Source organism: Solimonas sp. SE-A11 (assembly GCF_030345715.1).
Taxonomy (GTDB): Bacteria; Pseudomonadota; Gammaproteobacteria; order Nevskiales; family Nevskiaceae; genus Solimonas_A.
Genome location: NZ_JAUASX010000013.1, coordinates 86,174 through 102,111, shown reverse-complemented (window position 1 = coordinate 102,111; position 15,938 = coordinate 86,174). Strand labels below are relative to the sequence as shown.

General features: G+C 62.5%; 11 protein-coding genes and 1 pseudogene. 2 read left to right on the top strand and 10 right to left on the bottom strand.

Features of this window, described 5'->3' with window-relative positions:
- Positions 1 to 408: 408 nt before the first annotated feature.
- From ttcA to QT386_RS15435, 7 genes and pseudogenes are all read right to left on the bottom strand, one after another.
- Positions 409 to 1,266 carry a tRNA 2-thiocytidine(32) synthetase TtcA gene (ttcA, locus tag QT386_RS15465; RefSeq protein WP_104229448.1) on the bottom strand — a complete coding sequence of 286 codons (858 nt, stop codon included), beginning with the start codon at positions 1,264 to 1,266 and terminating at the stop codon, positions 409 to 411.
- A gap of 7 nt (positions 1,267 to 1,273) precedes the next feature.
- Positions 1,274 to 1,753 carry a hypothetical protein gene (locus tag QT386_RS15460; RefSeq protein WP_104229447.1) on the bottom strand — a complete coding sequence of 160 codons (480 nt, stop codon included), beginning with the start codon at positions 1,751 to 1,753 and terminating at the stop codon, positions 1,274 to 1,276.
- Positions 1,753 to 3,864 carry a hypothetical protein gene (locus tag QT386_RS15455; protein WP_133164242.1) on the bottom strand — a complete coding sequence of 704 codons (2,112 nt, stop codon included), beginning with the start codon at positions 3,862 to 3,864 and terminating at the stop codon, positions 1,753 to 1,755. The genes QT386_RS15460 and QT386_RS15455 overlap by 1 nt, the downstream gene beginning before the upstream one ends.
- A complete protein-coding gene (locus tag QT386_RS15450; RefSeq protein ID WP_289274649.1) occupies positions 3,864 to 5,717 on the bottom strand; it encodes a hypothetical protein in 1,854 nt (617 codons plus the stop codon). The genes QT386_RS15455 and QT386_RS15450 overlap by 1 nt, the downstream gene beginning before the upstream one ends.
- The gene (locus QT386_RS15445; RefSeq protein ID WP_104229444.1) at positions 5,714 to 6,997 is read right to left on the bottom strand and encodes a site-specific integrase; all 1,284 of its coding nucleotides are present in this window, start codon (positions 6,995 to 6,997) and stop codon (positions 5,714 to 5,716) included. The genes QT386_RS15450 and QT386_RS15445 overlap by 4 nt, the downstream gene beginning before the upstream one ends.
- A gap of 70 nt (positions 6,998 to 7,067) precedes the next feature.
- Positions 7,068 to 7,229, bottom strand: a pseudogene (locus QT386_RS15440) (tRNA 2-thiocytidine(32) synthetase TtcA); the annotation flags it as partial.
- Between the two features lie 72 nt (positions 7,230 to 7,301).
- Positions 7,302 to 7,571, bottom strand: a complete 270-nt coding sequence (locus QT386_RS15435) for a DUF167 domain-containing protein (RefSeq protein ID WP_289274647.1) — start codon at positions 7,569 to 7,571, stop codon at positions 7,302 to 7,304.
- 55 nt (positions 7,572 to 7,626) lie between these two features.
- Between QT386_RS15435 and QT386_RS15430 the strand changes: the two genes are divergently transcribed.
- The gene (locus QT386_RS15430) at positions 7,627 to 8,109 is read left to right on the top strand and encodes a peptidylprolyl isomerase (RefSeq protein WP_289274646.1); all 483 of its coding nucleotides are present in this window, start codon (positions 7,627 to 7,629) and stop codon (positions 8,107 to 8,109) included.
- A gap of 53 nt (positions 8,110 to 8,162) precedes the next feature.
- Here the strand turns inward: QT386_RS15430 and QT386_RS15425 are convergent, their stop codons facing one another.
- The 3 genes from QT386_RS15425 to metH all read right to left on the bottom strand — a co-directional run bounded on the left by QT386_RS15425 (position 8,163) and on the right by metH (position 13,365).
- Positions 8,163 to 9,032, bottom strand: coding sequence for a hypothetical protein (locus QT386_RS15425; RefSeq protein WP_289274645.1), 870 nt, complete (start codon positions 9,030 to 9,032; stop codon positions 8,163 to 8,165).
- Positions 9,033 to 9,120: 88 nt separating this feature from the next.
- Entirely contained in the window at positions 9,121 to 9,576 is a 456-nt protein-coding gene (locus QT386_RS15420; protein WP_289274644.1) for a DUF2721 domain-containing protein, read from the bottom strand.
- Between the two features lie 12 nt (positions 9,577 to 9,588).
- Positions 9,589 to 13,365: a methionine synthase gene (gene metH / locus QT386_RS15415; RefSeq protein ID WP_289274643.1), complete on the bottom strand. Its 3,777-nt coding sequence runs from the start codon at positions 13,363 to 13,365 to the stop codon at positions 9,589 to 9,591.
- A gap of 243 nt (positions 13,366 to 13,608) precedes the next feature.
- On the opposite strand from metH, the gene QT386_RS15410 reads away from it, so the two are divergent.
- On the top strand, positions 13,609 to 15,936 hold the full coding sequence (locus QT386_RS15410) for a DUF1631 family protein (RefSeq protein WP_289274642.1): 2,328 nt from the start codon (positions 13,609 to 13,611) through the stop codon (positions 15,934 to 15,936).
- Positions 15,937 to 15,938 lie beyond the last annotated feature (2 nt).

Sequence of the window (15,938 nt, the reverse complement as noted above, 5' to 3'; positions counted from 1 at the left end):
GACAGCGTGCTGGGTTGGAGCCTGGGCAATCATCGGCGAAGCTGAATCCTAGTGTGTAGTGTATAGATGCACTATACACTATACTTCATGCGCAAGCAAGTTCAGTACTTCGGGAGGGAGCTCGCGCTTGGGCCTTCATCTCGTCCCGGGCCAGAATCAGCAAATCATGATCTTGAAGCGCGTCCGCCGAGCCAGCTCTCGGTAGGAGGAAGTGGATCGTGTTTCGCCGCTTCTGCACTTACATCAGCAGGTAGTGCGCTAGTGCGCTTGCCCGTTACCTAGGCACCGCCTCGGCCTTGTACGGCGGCTTCTTGGCTCGAACGAGCAGGAAGGCCTGACGATTGGCTGAGCCGCAAATGTCCGCCGTCAAACGTCAGGCTCTCTCCTCATACACGCGCACCTGTCTCACTAGACGCTTTCGTCTGCCCCCATCTCTTCCCTCGAAAGCGAAAAGAAGTCAAACAATTCCCTGTCTGCCAACTGCGAGGGACGAATGTGCTGCATCGAGCGGAAGATGTTGTGCTTGCGCCGCGAATCTACTTTGTCCCACTCGTCAATCATCTTTCGCATTTGGAGTCTTTGCAGATTCTCCTGGGAACCGCAAAGGGTGCAAGGGATGATTGGAAACTTCATGCCGTCAGCGAATCTCTTAAGGTTTCGCTTTTCGCAGTACGCCATGGGACGTATTACTACGTTCCCCCCATCATCACTTTTCAACTTCGGAGGCATCGCCTTAAGCTGCCCGCCGAAGAACATGTTCAAAAACAGCGTTTCGATCATGTCATCCATGTGGTGGCCAAGCGCGATCTTCGTTGCACCAATTTCTTTGGCTACGCGATAGAGAATGCCTCGCCTCAACCGGCTGCACAGACCACACATCGTTTTCCCTTCCGGGACTTTTTCTTTGACGATGGAGTATGTGTCCTGCTCAATGATCTTGTAGGGCACACCAAGCGACTCGAAGTGCCGAGGAAGAACCTCCTCCGGAAAGCCCGGCTGCTTTTGATCCAGGTTGACGGCGATGATCTGAAAATCAATTGGCGCGCGCTTTTGAAGATCCATCAGCAATGAAAGCATTGACATTGAGTCAATGCCGCCACTGATGGCACACATTACAACGTCACCCTCGACAATCATGTTGTAGTCAACAATTGCGCGACCCATGTCTCGAATCAGCGACTCCCGGAGCCGCTCAAAAGTCTTCGACGTTGTAGGCACGAGCGACCTAAGGTCGAGAACGGGAGCTTCGGTGGTTACATTGTTCATTTTCTACTCACGTACTACCTGGGAATTGAATGAGCTTCTGGTCCTTTCGGGCCTGAAGCTGGTCGCGGGCGGCCCTCAATCGAGCGACATGCTCCTTGGCTCTCTGCAACTCTGCTGCTCCTTCGTGGACCCGGAGCATTAGGGTTGCATTGACGGAATCCGCCTCTGCGAGTTGCCTCTCGAGATCGGCCACGCGCTTACGCAGATCGGCGATGACGTTCACCGACGAGGTCTCGGGCGTTGCCGGCCGCATTTTAGCAAGAACCTGCTTGCGGGCATTTACATACTGCGAATCCTCAACGGCGATGAGACCACGCGCTCGGCCTGCTTCTTTCGCCACCGTAGAGAAATTAATCTTCAATCGATGTGCCTTGGCCCTGGCGATGAGGTCCGGATGCGTCGGGCTGCCAGCCTCCAAGCGCAGCAGGGCTTCCAGGAACTCCCTTTCAATCGCAGGGTCGCATTCCTCCCGCTTAGTGCGCCCCATCAGGTGTGCTCCATCTGAATGGAAATCCGTCTCAGTACTGATCTCGCTTGGGCGAGCCGTAGCTGCACGACGCGCGGTGGCTTTTCACCGACACGTTTCGATGCCAGCGCAAGCACTTCATGCGCATCGAGCCGTCGCTGCCAGTAGTCACGATGGTCATGATCAACATAGTAGTGACTGCACCCGGCGCAGACCGACGGCTCCCGGGTGGCCACGTTCGGAGCTTGATTGCTCCAAGACGACGTACCGGCCTTCTCATGACATTTTGCGCCGTCAGGGTTCAAGCCAATGAAGCAGTGCCCGTGGTCGGAGAACCAGATGCGCAGATCGTTCGTGACCACGTAGTCTCGAATGGCGCTGGTTGCTTCCTCCTCAGACTTTCCTTCAACTAGCACGGCAATCTGGCGTCGATGCTCCCTTAGCCGACCCGAGAAGAAGCCCGCCGAGGCCTGATCGTTCTTCGACCAAGCCCTGAAGAGTTCGACGGTTTTTTGAGTCCGGGCGGAGTTGATGTCTTTCAGAAGAACAATGTCGTTTCCGATGTACGCTTCCTCGGTCATTGCCAGGGACAAATGCTTGAACTGCTGTGCGATCGCAGGCGCCATGCGACTATCTACGCGCCACAGGTACTGAGCAAAGTTCTTACGCCATTGGCGAGGAGCGACACATCCTCCCATGGTGTCCTTGTACGCACTCAAATCCTCGCCACGAGCGCTAGTCGCCGGTAACGATGCCAGATCAACATTGCGTACGATGAACTCACGCTGGGCATCCCGAATCGAGTGAAGCTGCATCGGCGCGACTGCCGAGGCCGGCTCATCGAATGGGCGGAACCCCAGTTGAACGAACGACAGCAGCAAGGATGTGCGAACCTCCTCCGGCGCCCCTTCGCACTGCCGCCAAGGCCTGTAGAGCCTCTCAAGAATCTGGACGGCGCGCACAGGCGGCGGGATGTAATCAGAGCCCCTGGGCCGCATGCCGATCAGCCACTCTGTCTCTTCAGGCATCGGGCGAAGCTTGTAGGTCGTACCCCGCAGAAAGAACAGATCGTTCAGTCCCGTCTGGGACGTTCTGATGCTTATGCAGGAGGGAAGCTGGGATGCTTCACCAATCCCGGACTGGAAGCTTCCCATCTCACTGATCCGGACCCCGGATTCGCTTTGAATGACGTGTATGCAGGCATCTCGCAGATCATCGATGGTAGCTGATACCTTTCTCCCGACATTGAGATTCCGAACTCGCGGTTTGAAGAGGTTGCCGTCCCATGAAAGCTCTTCCTGCCGTTCTTTTATGGTTAGCCAAGGCTTGGTGTCGCCGATCAAGATGGACGACTTCCATTTCAACATCGACAATCGGGTGGATCGTATTCGACTCTGGGCGTTCCTTGATCGGTCCGAGTATCTCCAGGAGAAATGATCCTCGGCCAGCCGAATCACGTCATTTGCCATCGGTCCGATCCAGCGATGTGCCGCATTGAGAATGGAAAGGGCGACCTCCTCGGGGACCGGCTGGACGCGTTCATCGATCTTCGCATTGAGCCGTCGAGCCAACTCGCTGCCGGATAAGCCATCGAGAGGGGCCTCTGGAAGTGAGCCATAGCCTTCCTTCTCCATGTAGGGCTTCTGGGTCCAGAGTAGTTGTAGAACCGATACTGCAGTCCTGACGGCAGAAACTGATAACTCGCGCCCGTCCTTCTCAATCTCGATTACATAGTCCGAAAGGAAGTTCCATGACGCTGAGTTGGTAAGCTGACAGAGATCGGTGAAGTCGTGCTCCGCCATCCATCGAACTAACGGCCGCCAGATGAAGCTATGTCGATGAAGCGTTTGCGCCTTCTTCGGAAGTCCCTCCTGTGGAGCCTTGAGAAGGCTCCACACAAAGCATCGTAGTTCCTCGCGCAACAGCTCCCATCGGCTGTCGACAAATGCAGACCCATCAGGCATATCGAAGTCCCACTTTACGCTGCAGAAGCTGGCGTGCAGGTTCTTCAGCTCGGAGTCCAGAAACCAGACCTTGTCTGCCCATTCCGACCGTCTTGAGACCCTACGACTGTGTCTGGCATCAGCTTCATTCCGCTGCTGAAGCGTGTCTCTTGCGGCAGTGCTGTTCATTAGTCGATCGGCGGCAACGGTGTAAGAATGAGAATTTCGCTCTTTGCGAGGGTTTCCGGACGAAACTGGGGCAGCCAGAATTGATCAATCCGCTTCAATCTCGGCGCCCAAGTACTCAGCCATCGTTGAGCTGGAATTTTTGTCTGAGCATTGAGAATGAGCTCGCGGAGCTGGGTAACCCTCTTAGCGGATGCAGGGGAATCAATGTCGAGTTGAGCGTGGGGGCATACGGGGCATCCGCCATATTCCGTGCATAGCTTGCCGGCCACCTGCCCCACCATCGGGGAGTGGAATGGATAGAGACACCCCCAGCCAGGCGTTGCAGCGCCTACGTCGTGTGCATCATCTTGACTCGATCGAGCGTCGATAAGGCCGTCGGATTCAACCCACCGGCTGCGCAGCGCAATGCCGGCCCCGAGGCGCTCCCATTGTCGCTGTCGCTCCGCGTCGGAGGTGTAGGATCGATCGGTCGTGTCTCGGCTTCGGTGATTAGCGGCCACCTGCGAGGCACGAATGTCTCCATCAAAGAGGACGCGTACCTGTTCCAGCGAGCTGGGCCTCAGTTGCTTGAAGACGAACTGGTCAAGTCCATGGTCGTCGCAGAACTCCCGGATGGCGGCCCCTACAGAAAAACCTGTGACAGCACGGACTCCGGCCTCTTGTCCGTCAAGGAGCTTGTCGCTGAACAGAAACAGTCGGTCCTTACACCAAGGCTTGGCGCTCATACGTAGTCGCGCCGTCCACCTGATCAGCTGACCGTACATCGCATGCGGATTCGCAGCATCTTCCGAGATGCCGCATGTTCGGATTTGGGACCGCCTGGATTTGGTCTTGTAGGGATTGGCCCAGAATCGTTCACTGCCGAGCACCGACACCGTCCTGAAGTTGCTCACCTTTGCGTTTATCGCGGTAGAAGGGTTGTACGAAAAGTACATCGCGTACAACAGCAGGTAGGGCACGAGCTGGCGAGTTCGCGAAGGATAGAGGCTCTCAGCAAACTGTTTCACCACAGACGCGTTTGCTGCTCCGCCAAACAGGTAGTCGTACAAAGCCTTGTTTCGAAGCGACAGCTCCTCCCGGGTGCAGATGGCACCGGTGCCGTAAGCTGTCAGCAAAGCCCCGAGTGCTAGCGTCATGCTTTCGGAGAAGACGGCCGGCGTTTCCGCTTTCGCGGACACCTTGAAGAGTGCATATTCTCGAACCGCGTCAGCGCTCATGCGTTCGAATTCGGCGAACGCCATCCGCCGTGACACCACTTCCTCCACTGCGGCGATGTATACCTTTTCCCAGAATTCGTTATCCAGAACTCTCGTGGGCTCGTAGAACTTCTTGGGATCCGCCATCACCGGAATTCGAAGGCCCGGTGGGAATGAGCCTTTCCACAGCTCATGTCTGCGCATCGTACGGATAATCCCCGTGAGGGCGCGGTACTTACCTTTCTGGGTGCCCTTCTCCCAAACTGGCTTTCCGTTTTCTTCACGGCCGCACCACGCGAGAAACTCCTGAAGGAGTTCGGTCGTGATCCCTTCCACGGATATCGATTCTCTAGAGGTGTGCTTCAAGAACTCGATGAAACCGGTGCGCAGCGAAGTCCCGAGGACTGACCTCGTCTTTACTTCACTTCGACGCCCTATCAGCACAAACCCCTGCGAAAGAGCCTCCTGCAATTGAGGAACAGCCGCTAGAAAACTTAGATCGATCCGCTGTTCACCTTTGGATTCCAACGGCGTGGGAAAAGTGGCCGTCAGCACGAGTCCACTCGGATGCATCGCCAGCTCTGGGAATTTATCCTTGTAGGCGGACGCCAGTGTCGGCTCTTTAGCTCGTACTTGGTCGTAGCGGGTCGGCTTCATGCAGCAGATCGGATCGCATTGAAGTGCCGAACTACGGCATCCGACACCTGGCCCTCGAAGACTGCGCAGGGGCGCAGATAAATGGCCAGAGTCGTGGCTAGGCTCTTATGCCCTAATAGCACTTGAACGATTTTCCAGGGCTCATGAATTCCAGCGGCATACTCGGCGTAGTAACGCCAGATTGCGAAAGTGTGCCGCAGAGCATGGAAGGTGAACTGAGGCGCTTGCGCAGAATAGGCCGTGCCGGTTTCGGGATCAAAGCGCGGGGCTTCGATCACTCTGCCAGACCGAAGCACTGCCAGCCTGAACGCCCTGTCAATCGTGTCGTTGCTAATGGATCGGCCAGCATTGTGCTTTGCCGACACGCCGTTCACGAACAGTCGCTTGGCATCGTTAACACCTGCATCCGCAAGCCGGGCTATGGCTTCCACTCTTTCCGTATCAACGTATGTCCTAAGTTCTCTGATCAGCCAATTCGGCACCTCGACCTTCCGTGCGCGGAGGCCTTTGGTCTTGGAGATTGGCAGCAGGCAGGCTCCATGCTCGATTGCGTGATCTGGGTGGAGGTTCAGTATCTGAAGTAGGGTGAGATGAGAAATCTCATCCCTACGCATTCCGGTGTTTAACGCGAGCTCCGCAATTAGCCGGTCTCGGGAACTATCGCTTGACCACGTCTTCTCACTTGGCAACGGTCCAAGCTCTGCAAAGACAGCAAAGACATCTTGATGTGAAAGGGCTAAGACGTGATCGTCTTCGCCTGACGTTGCGCCAGGCATCAGAGTGCCAGCGTCCCTTACTTTCGCACGCACACCAGGCTGCTCAGAATTACTTGAGTAGTCTGTAGTGGAGAGGTCCACGGAGCAGTCAAGGATGCCTTTGGCACTTGCCCACGCGTAGAAGTTGCGAACTGAGCCGATGCGCTTCCTGATCGTCTTTCTCTTGTATCGCTCATGCGTGAGCGGCGATACAGTCTGCTCCATGATGTCTGCGTAGTATCGAATGTCAGTTTCATCGATGGCATCCCATGGCGTTTCGTGGGCTCGCAGGTAGGTCCACCAATCCTTGAGATCATTTGCGACGCTCAGCGCGCTGGCAGGCCGCTTCCGATACTTGTCGTGTACATAACGCAGCACCGGTTCCACAGGTATGCGCGACTGACGGAACACTAGGATGGGAAACCCGGGGGGCAGGGTCAGGCCGTCCCCGATGCGCTCAGTTGTCCCTTTGGAGAGCCTGACCGCCTTTACTACCTCGGTTTCCTGGTTCTCTGGCAACACCATTACCCCACGCCCTGAGACTGCTCAGGGGTGAAGGCTAGCACAACTGGTGAACAATTTAGATCGCGTAGAACTTGCCGCCGGAGAGGCAGACCATCACGCGGTCGCCGTCGACGATCATGTTGTAGTCCATGATCGCCTGTCCCACCTGGCGGCGCAGGCGCTTGTTGAGCTTGTTCTGCTCCAGCTGGAGCGTGCGGGCGTCCTGCTGGACCTCGCGGGCGACGGCGGACATCGGTACAGCCTTGTTCGAGGGATAACGGCCTTATTGTGGCATGTTGCCCCGGGCAAGGCCTTGGCCGGCCCGTCAGGCCTCGGGCCGGCCCAGGCGCCGCCGCAGCCCGGCCTCGTCCAGGCCATCGATCTCCAGCAGCTTGTTGGGCTGGGTCTCGCCCCGCAGGACCCGGACGCGGGACTTCGGAACACCCAGCGTCCCGGCCAGCAGCTCGATGACGGCTTCGTTGGCCTTCCCCCGCTCGGGGACGGCGGTGACGCTGAGCTTGAGGGTGTCCCCCATCCAGCCGGTCACGGCGTCCCGGGAGGCCTTGGGGCCGACCTGGACCTGGAGTCGGGCCACGTTCAGCGGGCTTCTGTTAGCATGGCCGCCCTTATTTACGCGCCAGGGCCGCACCATGCAAGCCGCAGAAAACTCCGTCGTTTCCATGCATTACACGCTCACCAACAACAAGGGCGAGGTGCTGGACAGCTCCCAGGGCGGCGATCCGCTGACCTACCTGCATGGCTCCGGCAACATCATCCCGGGCCTGGAGAAGGCCCTGACCGGCAAGCAGATCGGCGACAAGCTGCAGGTCACGGTGGAGCCCGCCGAGGGCTACGGCGTGCACGACCCGGCCCTGGTGCAGCAGGTGCCGAAGCGCGCCTTCCAGGGCGTGCCCAACATCGAGCCTGGGATGACCTTCCACGCCCAGAGCAGCCAGGGCCCGATGCGGGTCACGGTGACGGCGGTGCAGGGTGACATGGTCACCGTCGACGGCAATCACCCGCTGGCCGGCGAGACGCTGAACTTCGACGTGGAGATCACCGAAGTGCGCGCCGCAACGCTGGAAGAGATTGCGCACGGCCACGTGCACGGCCCCGGCGGCCACCACCACTGAGGCAGAGGCCCCGTAAGTAAAGAAGGGGGCGCCGGCGGCGCCCCCTTTTTCGTTCAGCGTGCCAGTTCCGGCGCGTATCGGGCGTCCCAGTTGTCGCGCTGGCCCACCAGGCGGCGGTCCTGCCACATGACGTAGGCCTTGGTGCGCAGGGCCTTGCCGACGTCGCTCACCGCCAGGTCCAGGCTGCTGGCCATGCGCAACTGCCCGTTGTTCCACTCCGTGCGCCCGGTCTTGCTGCGCGGAGGCGGCCCGTACTGCCCGCGGAAGGCCTTCAGGTAGGCCTGCGCATTCACCGGGCGGAATTCGACCTCGAACAACCGGTCGTTGAAGAACTGCAGGGTCAGCCCGCCGGTCTGGCCGAGATGGCTGTACTCCTCCAGGGTGATCCGGTCGATGTCGTAGGGCGGGTACTCCTCCGGCACCTTGCGGTGGTTGGAGGCCAACTGCGGGCTGTAGCCCGCCTTCTCCAGCGCAGCGGCGACGCTGTCCACGCTGGCATAGCTGCGGAAGGCCATCAGGTCGATCACCGAGGTCTCCACGCGCGTATAGGCCTTGTAGTCGGAAACCTGGTGGGTCGGCAGCTCCTCGATCACCTCGACCGGGGCCGGGGCCGGCTTGGCCGCCGGAGGAGCGGCAGGGGGCGGAGCCGCCGCGGGTGCGGGTGCCGGCTCGGGTTCGGGCTCGGCCACCACCACCTCGGTCACCGGGGCGGGAGCCTCCTCGGGCGCCGCGCTATCCGCCGCAACCTCGACCGGAGCCGGGGCCGGCTTTCCGGCATCGCCCTCCAGCAGGTTGCGACCCCACATCGCCAGCGAGACCAGCACCGCGCCGCCGGCCAGCCAGCGCAGGGGACGCCACTTGCGCCACCAGTCCGGCGGGGAGAAACGGTCCTTTTGCTGCGGCTTGCGGAGGGTTTTTTCCATGGCCCCGCGATTAGAGCCTGTCGGCCCGCAGGCGGCAACTGGCGTGCCTGACGACGCGCCAATCTCCGGCAGGCCTGTGCGAAACCGCCTATACGCGCGGACGCGGCCCGATACGCAGGTGTATCAGGCCCAGGTGGATCTCGCGCATGAAGAACAGCAGGCCGGTGATGAAAGCCAGCATGGCGGCGATGAACAGGAAGGCCACCACGGCAAAGGCATTGAGGTCCAGCACCGCCGAGATGAACAGGGTGACCACCACCAAGGCCACCAGCAGGGCGCAGCTGACACAGGAGCCGATGGCCACCTGCAGGTAACGCGCGCGGCGTGCCAGCACGCGCAACTGGGCCTCGTAGGCAATGTCGGGCATGGCCGGGTCGGCCGGGGCAGGGGTCTGCTCTTCCAGCTTGCGCGCCTTGTCGATCACGCGCGCCAGCCGGTTGGTCAGCACCCCCAGCATGGAGCCGATGCCGGCCAGCAGGAATACCGGCGCCACCGCCAATTGAATGGTGTGCGCGATCGACAGGACCTGGCCTTCATCCACCATGCCGCGGCCTCCTCAGTCCTCGGGCTCGTAGCCCAGGTTCGGCGCCAGCCACTTCTCGGCCTCGGCCAGCGTCCAGCCCTTGCGGCGGGCGTAGTCGGCAACCTGCTCGCGGTTGACACGGCCCAGCACGAAGTACTGCGACTCGGGGTGGGAGTAGTACCAGCCGCTCACCGCCGCACCCGGCCACATGGCGTAGCTTTCGGTCAGCTCGATGCCGCAGTTCTTCTCCACATCCAGCAGTTGCCAGATCTTGCCCTTCTCCGTGTGCTCGGGGCAGGCGGCATAGCCCGGGGCCGGGCGGATGCCGGCGTACTTCTCCTGGATCAACGCCTCGTTGTCGAGATGCTCGTCAGGCGCGTAGCCCCAGAACTCCTTGCGCACGCGCTGGTGCAGACGCTCGGCGAAAGCCTCCGCCAGGCGGTCGGCCAGGGCCTCCAGCATGATCGCGCTGTAGTCGTCGTGCTGCTTGCGGAACTCGGCCACGCGTTCGGCGCAGCCGATGCCGGTGGTCACGGCAAAGCCACCGACGTAGTCGTGCAGCCCAGTCTCTCGGGGCGCCACGAAGTCGGCCAGGCAGCGGTTGGGCACGCCCTCTCGGTGCTCGCCCTGCTGGCGCAGGTTGAACAGGCGGGCAGCCACGGCCTGGCGCGTCTCGTCGGTATAGACCTCGACGTCGTCATGGTCCACCTGGGCTGCTGGGAACAGGCCGAACACGCCCGCGGCGCGCAGCCACTTCTCGTCGACGATGCGGTCCAGCATGGCCTGCGCGTCGGCGAACAGCTTGCGCGCCGGCTCGCTGGTGGCGGGGTTGTTGAGCAGCTCGGGGAACTTGCCCTTCATCTCCCAGGCGATGAAGAACGGCTGCCAGTCAATGTACTCGCGCAGCTCGGCCAGCGGGTAGTCCCCGAACACCTTCACGAACTGCGTGGCGTGCTCGTGGTGATGGTCGCAGGCCGGTCCCTCGCACACGTCCTTGGCCTGCTGCAGCAGCATGCGCGGACGCGGCGGGCGGTAGCCGCTCCAGTCGATCGGCGTGCGGTTGGCGCGGGCCTGGTCCAGCGACAGGAACTTCTCCTGCCGGTCCTTGGCGGCGTGGCGCTCGCGGATCTGGTCGTATTCCTTCTTCAGCTCGGCCAGCAGCCTGGGCTTCTGCTCGGCGGACAGCAGGGCTGCCGCCACCGGCACCGAGCGCGAGGCGTCCTTCACCCATACCACCGGGCCATGGTAGGCCGGGTCGATCTTGACCGAGGTGTGCGCACGCGAGGTGGTGGCACCGCCGATCAGCAGCGGGATGTCGAGGCCCTGGCGCTCCATCTCCTTGGCCAGGTTCACCATCTCGTCCAGCGAGGGCGTGATCAGGCCCGACAGGCCGATGATGTCGGCCTTCTCGGCCTTGGCCGCGTCGAGGATCTTCTGCGCCGGCACCATCACGCCGAGGTCCACGACGTCGTAGTTGTTGCACTGGAGCACCACACCGACGATGTTCTTGCCGATGTCGTGGACGTCGCCCTTGACCGTGGCCATGATGATCTTGCCGTTGGCGCGTGATGCCTCGCCGGGCTTCTTCTCGGCCTCGATGAAGGGGATCAGGTAGGCCACCGCCTTCTTCATCACGCGGGCAGACTTCACCACCTGCGGCAGGAACATCTTGCCGGCGCCGAACAGGTCGCCGACCACGTTCATGCCGTCCATCAGCGGGCCTTCGATAACCTCGATGGTGCGCTTGCCCTCCGCTACCAGCGAAGCGCGCAGCTCCTCGGTGTCGGCCTCGACATACTGGTCCAGGCCCTTGATCAGCGCGTACTTGATGCGCTCGCGCGGTGACTGCTCGCGCCAGGCCAGGTCTTCCGCCTTGGCCTCCTGCTTCTCACCCTTGAAGCGGCCGGCGATCTCCAGCAGGCGCTCGGTGGCATCCTCGCGGCGGAACAGGATCACGTCCTCGATGCGCTCGCGCAGTTCCGGCTCGAGCTGGTCGTAGACCATCAATGCGCCGGCGTTGACGATACCCATGTCCATGCCCTCGCGGATGGCGTGGTAAAGGAACACCGAGTGGATCGCCTCGCGCACGTGGTTGTTGCCGCGGAACGAGAACGACACGTTGGACACGCCACCGCTGATCTTGGCGTGCGGCAGGTTCTGCTTGATCCAGGTCACCGCCTGGATGAAATCCAGGCCGTAGAGGTTATGCGCCTCGATGCCGGTGGCCACGGCGAAGATGTTGGGATCGAAGATGATGTCTTCGGGCGGGAAGCCTACCTGATCCACCAGGATCCGGTAGGCACGCGAGCAGATGGTCTTGCGACGCTCCAGCGTGTCGGCCTGGCCCTCCTCGTCGAAGGCCATCACCACCGCGGCGGCGCCATACTTGCGGCACAGGCGGGCCTGCTCGATGAACTTCTCCTCGCCTTCCTTCATCGAGATGGAGTTGACGATAGGCTTGCCCTGCACGCACTGCAGGCCGGCCTCGATGATCTCCCACTTGGAGGAATCGATCATGATCGGCACGCGCGCGATGTCCGGCTCGCTGGCGATCAGGTTGAGGAAGCGCACCATGGCGGCCTTGCCGTCGAGCATGCCCTCGTCCATGTTGACGTCGATCACCTGCGCGCCGGCTTCCACCTGCTGGCGCGCGATGGCGATGGCGGTGCCGTAGTCGCCGGCCTTGATCAGGTCGCGGAACTTGGCCGAGCCGGTGACGTTGGTGCGCTCGCCGACGTTCACGAACAACGTGCTTGCACCGATGTTGAAGGGCTCCAGGCCCGACAGGCGGCATTCCACCGGCGGCTTCGCAAGCTCGCGCGGCTTGACGCTGGCCACCGCGCGGGCCATGGCGCCGATGTGGTCGGGCGTAGTGCCGCAGCAGCCGCCGACGATATTGACCAGGCCGGACGTGGCGAACTCGGCGACGATCCCGGCGGTGTCCTCCGGCTTCTCGTCGTACTCGCCGAAGGCATTGGGCAGGCCGGCGTTGGGGTAGCAGGACACGTGGCAGTCGGCCAGGCGCGACAGTTCGGCGATGTAGGGGCGCATGTCCTTGCCGCCCAGCGCGCAGTTCAGGCCCACCGCCAGCGGCTTGGCGTGGCGGATCGCGTTCCAGAAGGCCTCGGTGGTCTGGCCCGACAGGGTGCGGCCCGAGGCGTCGGTGATGGTGCCGGACAGGATCACCGGCCAGCGCTCGCCGCGCTGCTCGAACAGCGTCTCGCAGGCGAAGATCGCCGCCTTGGCGTTCAGCGTGTCGAAGATGGTCTCGATCAGCAGGATGTCGGAGCCGCCGTCGACCAGGCCATTGGCCTGCTCCAGGTAGGCGGTCACCAGCTCGTCGTAGCTGACGTTGCGGAAGGCCGGGTCGTTGACGTCCGGCGAGATGCTGGCGGTGCGGTTGGTCGGCCCGATGGCGCCGGCGACGAAGCGCGGCTTGTCCGGAGTGGACAGCTCGTCCGCAGCCCGGCGGGCCAGCCTGGCCGCCTCCAGGTTCAGCTCGTAGGCCAGCGCCTCCATGCCATAGTCGTGCAACGCGACCGTGGTGGAGTTGAAGGTGTTCGTCTCGATGATGTCGGCGCCCGCCTCCAGGTACTGGCGGTGGATGCCGAGGATGATCTCCGGCTGGGTCAGTACCAGCAGGTCGTTATTACCCTTGACGTCGCGATGCCAGTCGCGGAATCGTTCGCCCCGATAATGGGCCTCCTCCAGCTTGTGCCGCTGGATCATGGTGCCCATGGCGCCGTCCAGGATCAGGATGCGGCGCCCGAGCAGGTCTGCGAGGCGGTCTTGGCGGGCGTTCTGGGACATGGCGGTTGCTGGAACTGAAAGGGAGATTATATCCGTTAATGCGGATGAGCGGATGATTGCGCTCTTTTCACGATTCCATACGTGATGCATAGTTCAGGTTGGCGAACGTATGTGTCCGGCCGATAGGCGTGGGACGTCGCCCGGACGACGTAGCGTATGATTTTCAATCGGTTTTTTCGATCGCAACATGGGCGTTTTCGCCAGACGATGGAACGGGGCTCCCCAGACGGGGTACGAGGCGGCATGAGTGCTCAGGTCCATTCACTGTACCCCGGGCAGCAGGGCACCAACAGCCTGACGCCCGAGGCCTCCGCGGAGCTGCTGCGCGAACTGCGCGGCCTGGTGATGCGCGGCCTGGGCGAACGTCTGGGTCGCATGTTCAACGGTGCCGACGACCTGCTCTTCGACATGAGCGAGCGCGCCGCCAACAATGACCAGCAACGCGTCTACTTCGACACCATGCGCGCCATCCGCCTGGGCCGCGCGCGCATCGCCGAGCATTACGAAACCCGGATCCGCGAGTCCTTCGACACCCTGCACGCCCAGGTCGTCGGCGAGCAGGCCGACCCCGGCGAGATCGACTTCGAGAACCTGGCCCTGCTGGAAAGCGAGGACCTGGAAGAGTCGATCACCCTGTCCAACATGTCGGGCCGTGCCGAATCTGCCTACCAGAATGCCCTCTTCGAACTGGAAAAGCGCCTGGAGTGGCTGGGCAAGCACAGCCCCTTGCAACTGCCGCTGACGGCGATCGGCCCCACCAGCTTCTGCGACGCCTTCCGCGCGGCGCTGAAGGTGCTGGAGATCGACTTCAGCATCAAGCTGGTGCTCTACAAGCTCTACGAGCGCCTGGTCATCGGCGATCTCGGCCCCCTGTATGGCGAGATCCTGGCGCTGTTCGACCGCTTCGGCATCCACCCCGAGAAGAAGGCGGCTTCGCGCAAGCCGAACCCGGCGATGGCCGGGGTCGGTGGTGCCGGCGCGATGCCTTCTGCCCCAGGCCTGCCCCCGGTTGCCCAGGCGGGCCCGCTGCCCTCGCTGGACGACCAGACGCTGGGCCTGCTGCAGCAGTTCGGCGCGCAGTTCCCCGGGCTGGGCGGCACCATGGGCGGCGGACTCCCCGGCGCGGGCATGGGCGGAGCCATGGGCGCGGCGATGGCCGCCCCCCCCATGGCGGGAGCCGGCGGCTTCGGCAGCGCGGCCGGTTACGGTGTGGCCGGCGGCGGCCAGTCCTACGCTGGCGCGGTGCTGGGCAATGCCTACGCCGACGCCATGCTGGCCTCCGAACTGATGTCTGCCGCGCGCGGCCAGAGCGTGCAGGGCCTGGATGCCGGCCATGCCTGGGCCATGACCCAGCGCGCCGGCCTGGTCGGGCGCATGTTCAACGAGATCGTCTCCGACCCGAACCTGCCGCGCGGCGTTACCGGCGCCATGGAAGACCTGCGTTTCCCGGTGATCAAGACCGCGCTGTCCGACGTCAGCTTCTTCTCCGATCCGCAGCATCCGGTGCGCTCGCTGATCAACGACCTGGCCTCCATGGCCGCATCGACCCGCGCCGGCGGCGCCCCCGCGGTGCAGCGCTTCGAGGAACTGGCCCGCAAGGTCAAGCAGCAGTTCGACCTGAATGCCGAGACCGTGCGCCCCAAGGCGCGCGAGGCCGCGCCGCTGGAGGAAAGCGACATCGAGCGCTTCCTCGACCAGCAGATCGCCCAGGGTCGCGAGCGCCGCCAGGCCATCGTCGAGAAGGTCCGCAAGGTCGTCTCGCAGGAACTGGAACTGAACACCCTGACCCAGCCGGTACCCGAGACGCTGGAGCCGCTGCTGCGCTCCGGCTGGGGCCCGATGATGGCCATGCGCCTGCTGCGCCACGGCCACGACAGCGAGCTGTGGCGCGCCGGCATGGAGCTGCTGCACCGTGTGCTGTTCGCGCTGAACCCCAAGTCCCCGAATGCCCGTACCTCGGCCCAGCGCGAAGCGCTGCGCCGCGACATCGGCGTGGCCCTGGCCGAGGTCGGCATGGCCGAGGACCGTATCGATCCGCTGCTCAATGGCCTTGAGCAGGCCCTCGACGACGTCAACCACGACGCCGAGGAAGCCCTCAAGAACCAGGCCCGCGAGGAAGCCGAGGCCGCCGAGGCCGCGGTGAAGAAGGCCAGGGCCAAAGCCAAGGGCAAGACCAAGGATCCGGATGCGAGCGCGGAGATTACGGCGTCCGCCAAGGCGGCCGAGCCCGCACCGGAACCGGCGCCCGAGCCGGCACCCTCGAGTGAGCGCCTGCTGGAGCAGCTGCTGCAGATCGGCAGCTGGTTCCGCGTCTACGACCGCAGTAACCACGACACCCGCTGGCTCAAGGTCACCTCTTGGTACCCGCAGACACAGCGCGTGTCCTTTGCTGAGTTCGACGGCAAGAACGCCCTGACCCTGCACACCAAGGACCTCTTCGAGGATCTGCTCACCGGCCGCTCCGAGCCCATCGACAGCGCGCCGACCACGCTGAACCTGCTCAAGACCCTGCGCGAGCAGAACCAGCCGCCGGCCGCCGCCGACACCTCCCTGGATACCCCCGCCGTCTAGCC

What these genes read in the sequence shown, in the direction of transcription:
- ttcA (WP_104229448.1), bottom strand. Translation starts at nt 1,266, where the DNA reads ATGAACAATGTAACCACCGAAGCTCCCGTTCTCGACCTTAGGTCGCTC.
- QT386_RS15460 (WP_104229447.1), bottom strand. Translation starts at nt 1,753, where the DNA reads ATGGGGCGCACTAAGCGGGAGGAATGCGACCCTGCGATTGAAAGGGAG.
- QT386_RS15455 (WP_133164242.1), bottom strand. Translation starts at nt 3,864, where the DNA reads ATGAACAGCACTGCCGCAAGAGACACGCTTCAGCAGCGGAATGAAGCT.
- QT386_RS15450 (WP_289274649.1), bottom strand. Translation starts at nt 5,717, where the DNA reads ATGAAGCCGACCCGCTACGACCAAGTACGAGCTAAAGAGCCGACACTG.
- QT386_RS15445 (WP_104229444.1), bottom strand. Translation starts at nt 6,997, where the DNA reads ATGGTGTTGCCAGAGAACCAGGAAACCGAGGTAGTAAAGGCGGTCAGG.
- QT386_RS15430 (WP_289274646.1), top strand. Translation starts at nt 7,627, where the DNA reads ATGCAAGCCGCAGAAAACTCCGTCGTTTCCATGCATTACACGCTCACC.
- QT386_RS15425 (WP_289274645.1), bottom strand. Translation starts at nt 9,032, where the DNA reads ATGGAAAAAACCCTCCGCAAGCCGCAGCAAAAGGACCGTTTCTCCCCG.
- QT386_RS15420 (WP_289274644.1), bottom strand. Translation starts at nt 9,576, where the DNA reads ATGGTGGATGAAGGCCAGGTCCTGTCGATCGCGCACACCATTCAATTG.
- metH (WP_289274643.1), bottom strand. Translation starts at nt 13,365, where the DNA reads ATGTCCCAGAACGCCCGCCAAGACCGCCTCGCAGACCTGCTCGGGCGC.
- QT386_RS15410 (WP_289274642.1), top strand. Translation starts at nt 13,609, where the DNA reads ATGAGTGCTCAGGTCCATTCACTGTACCCCGGGCAGCAGGGCACCAAC.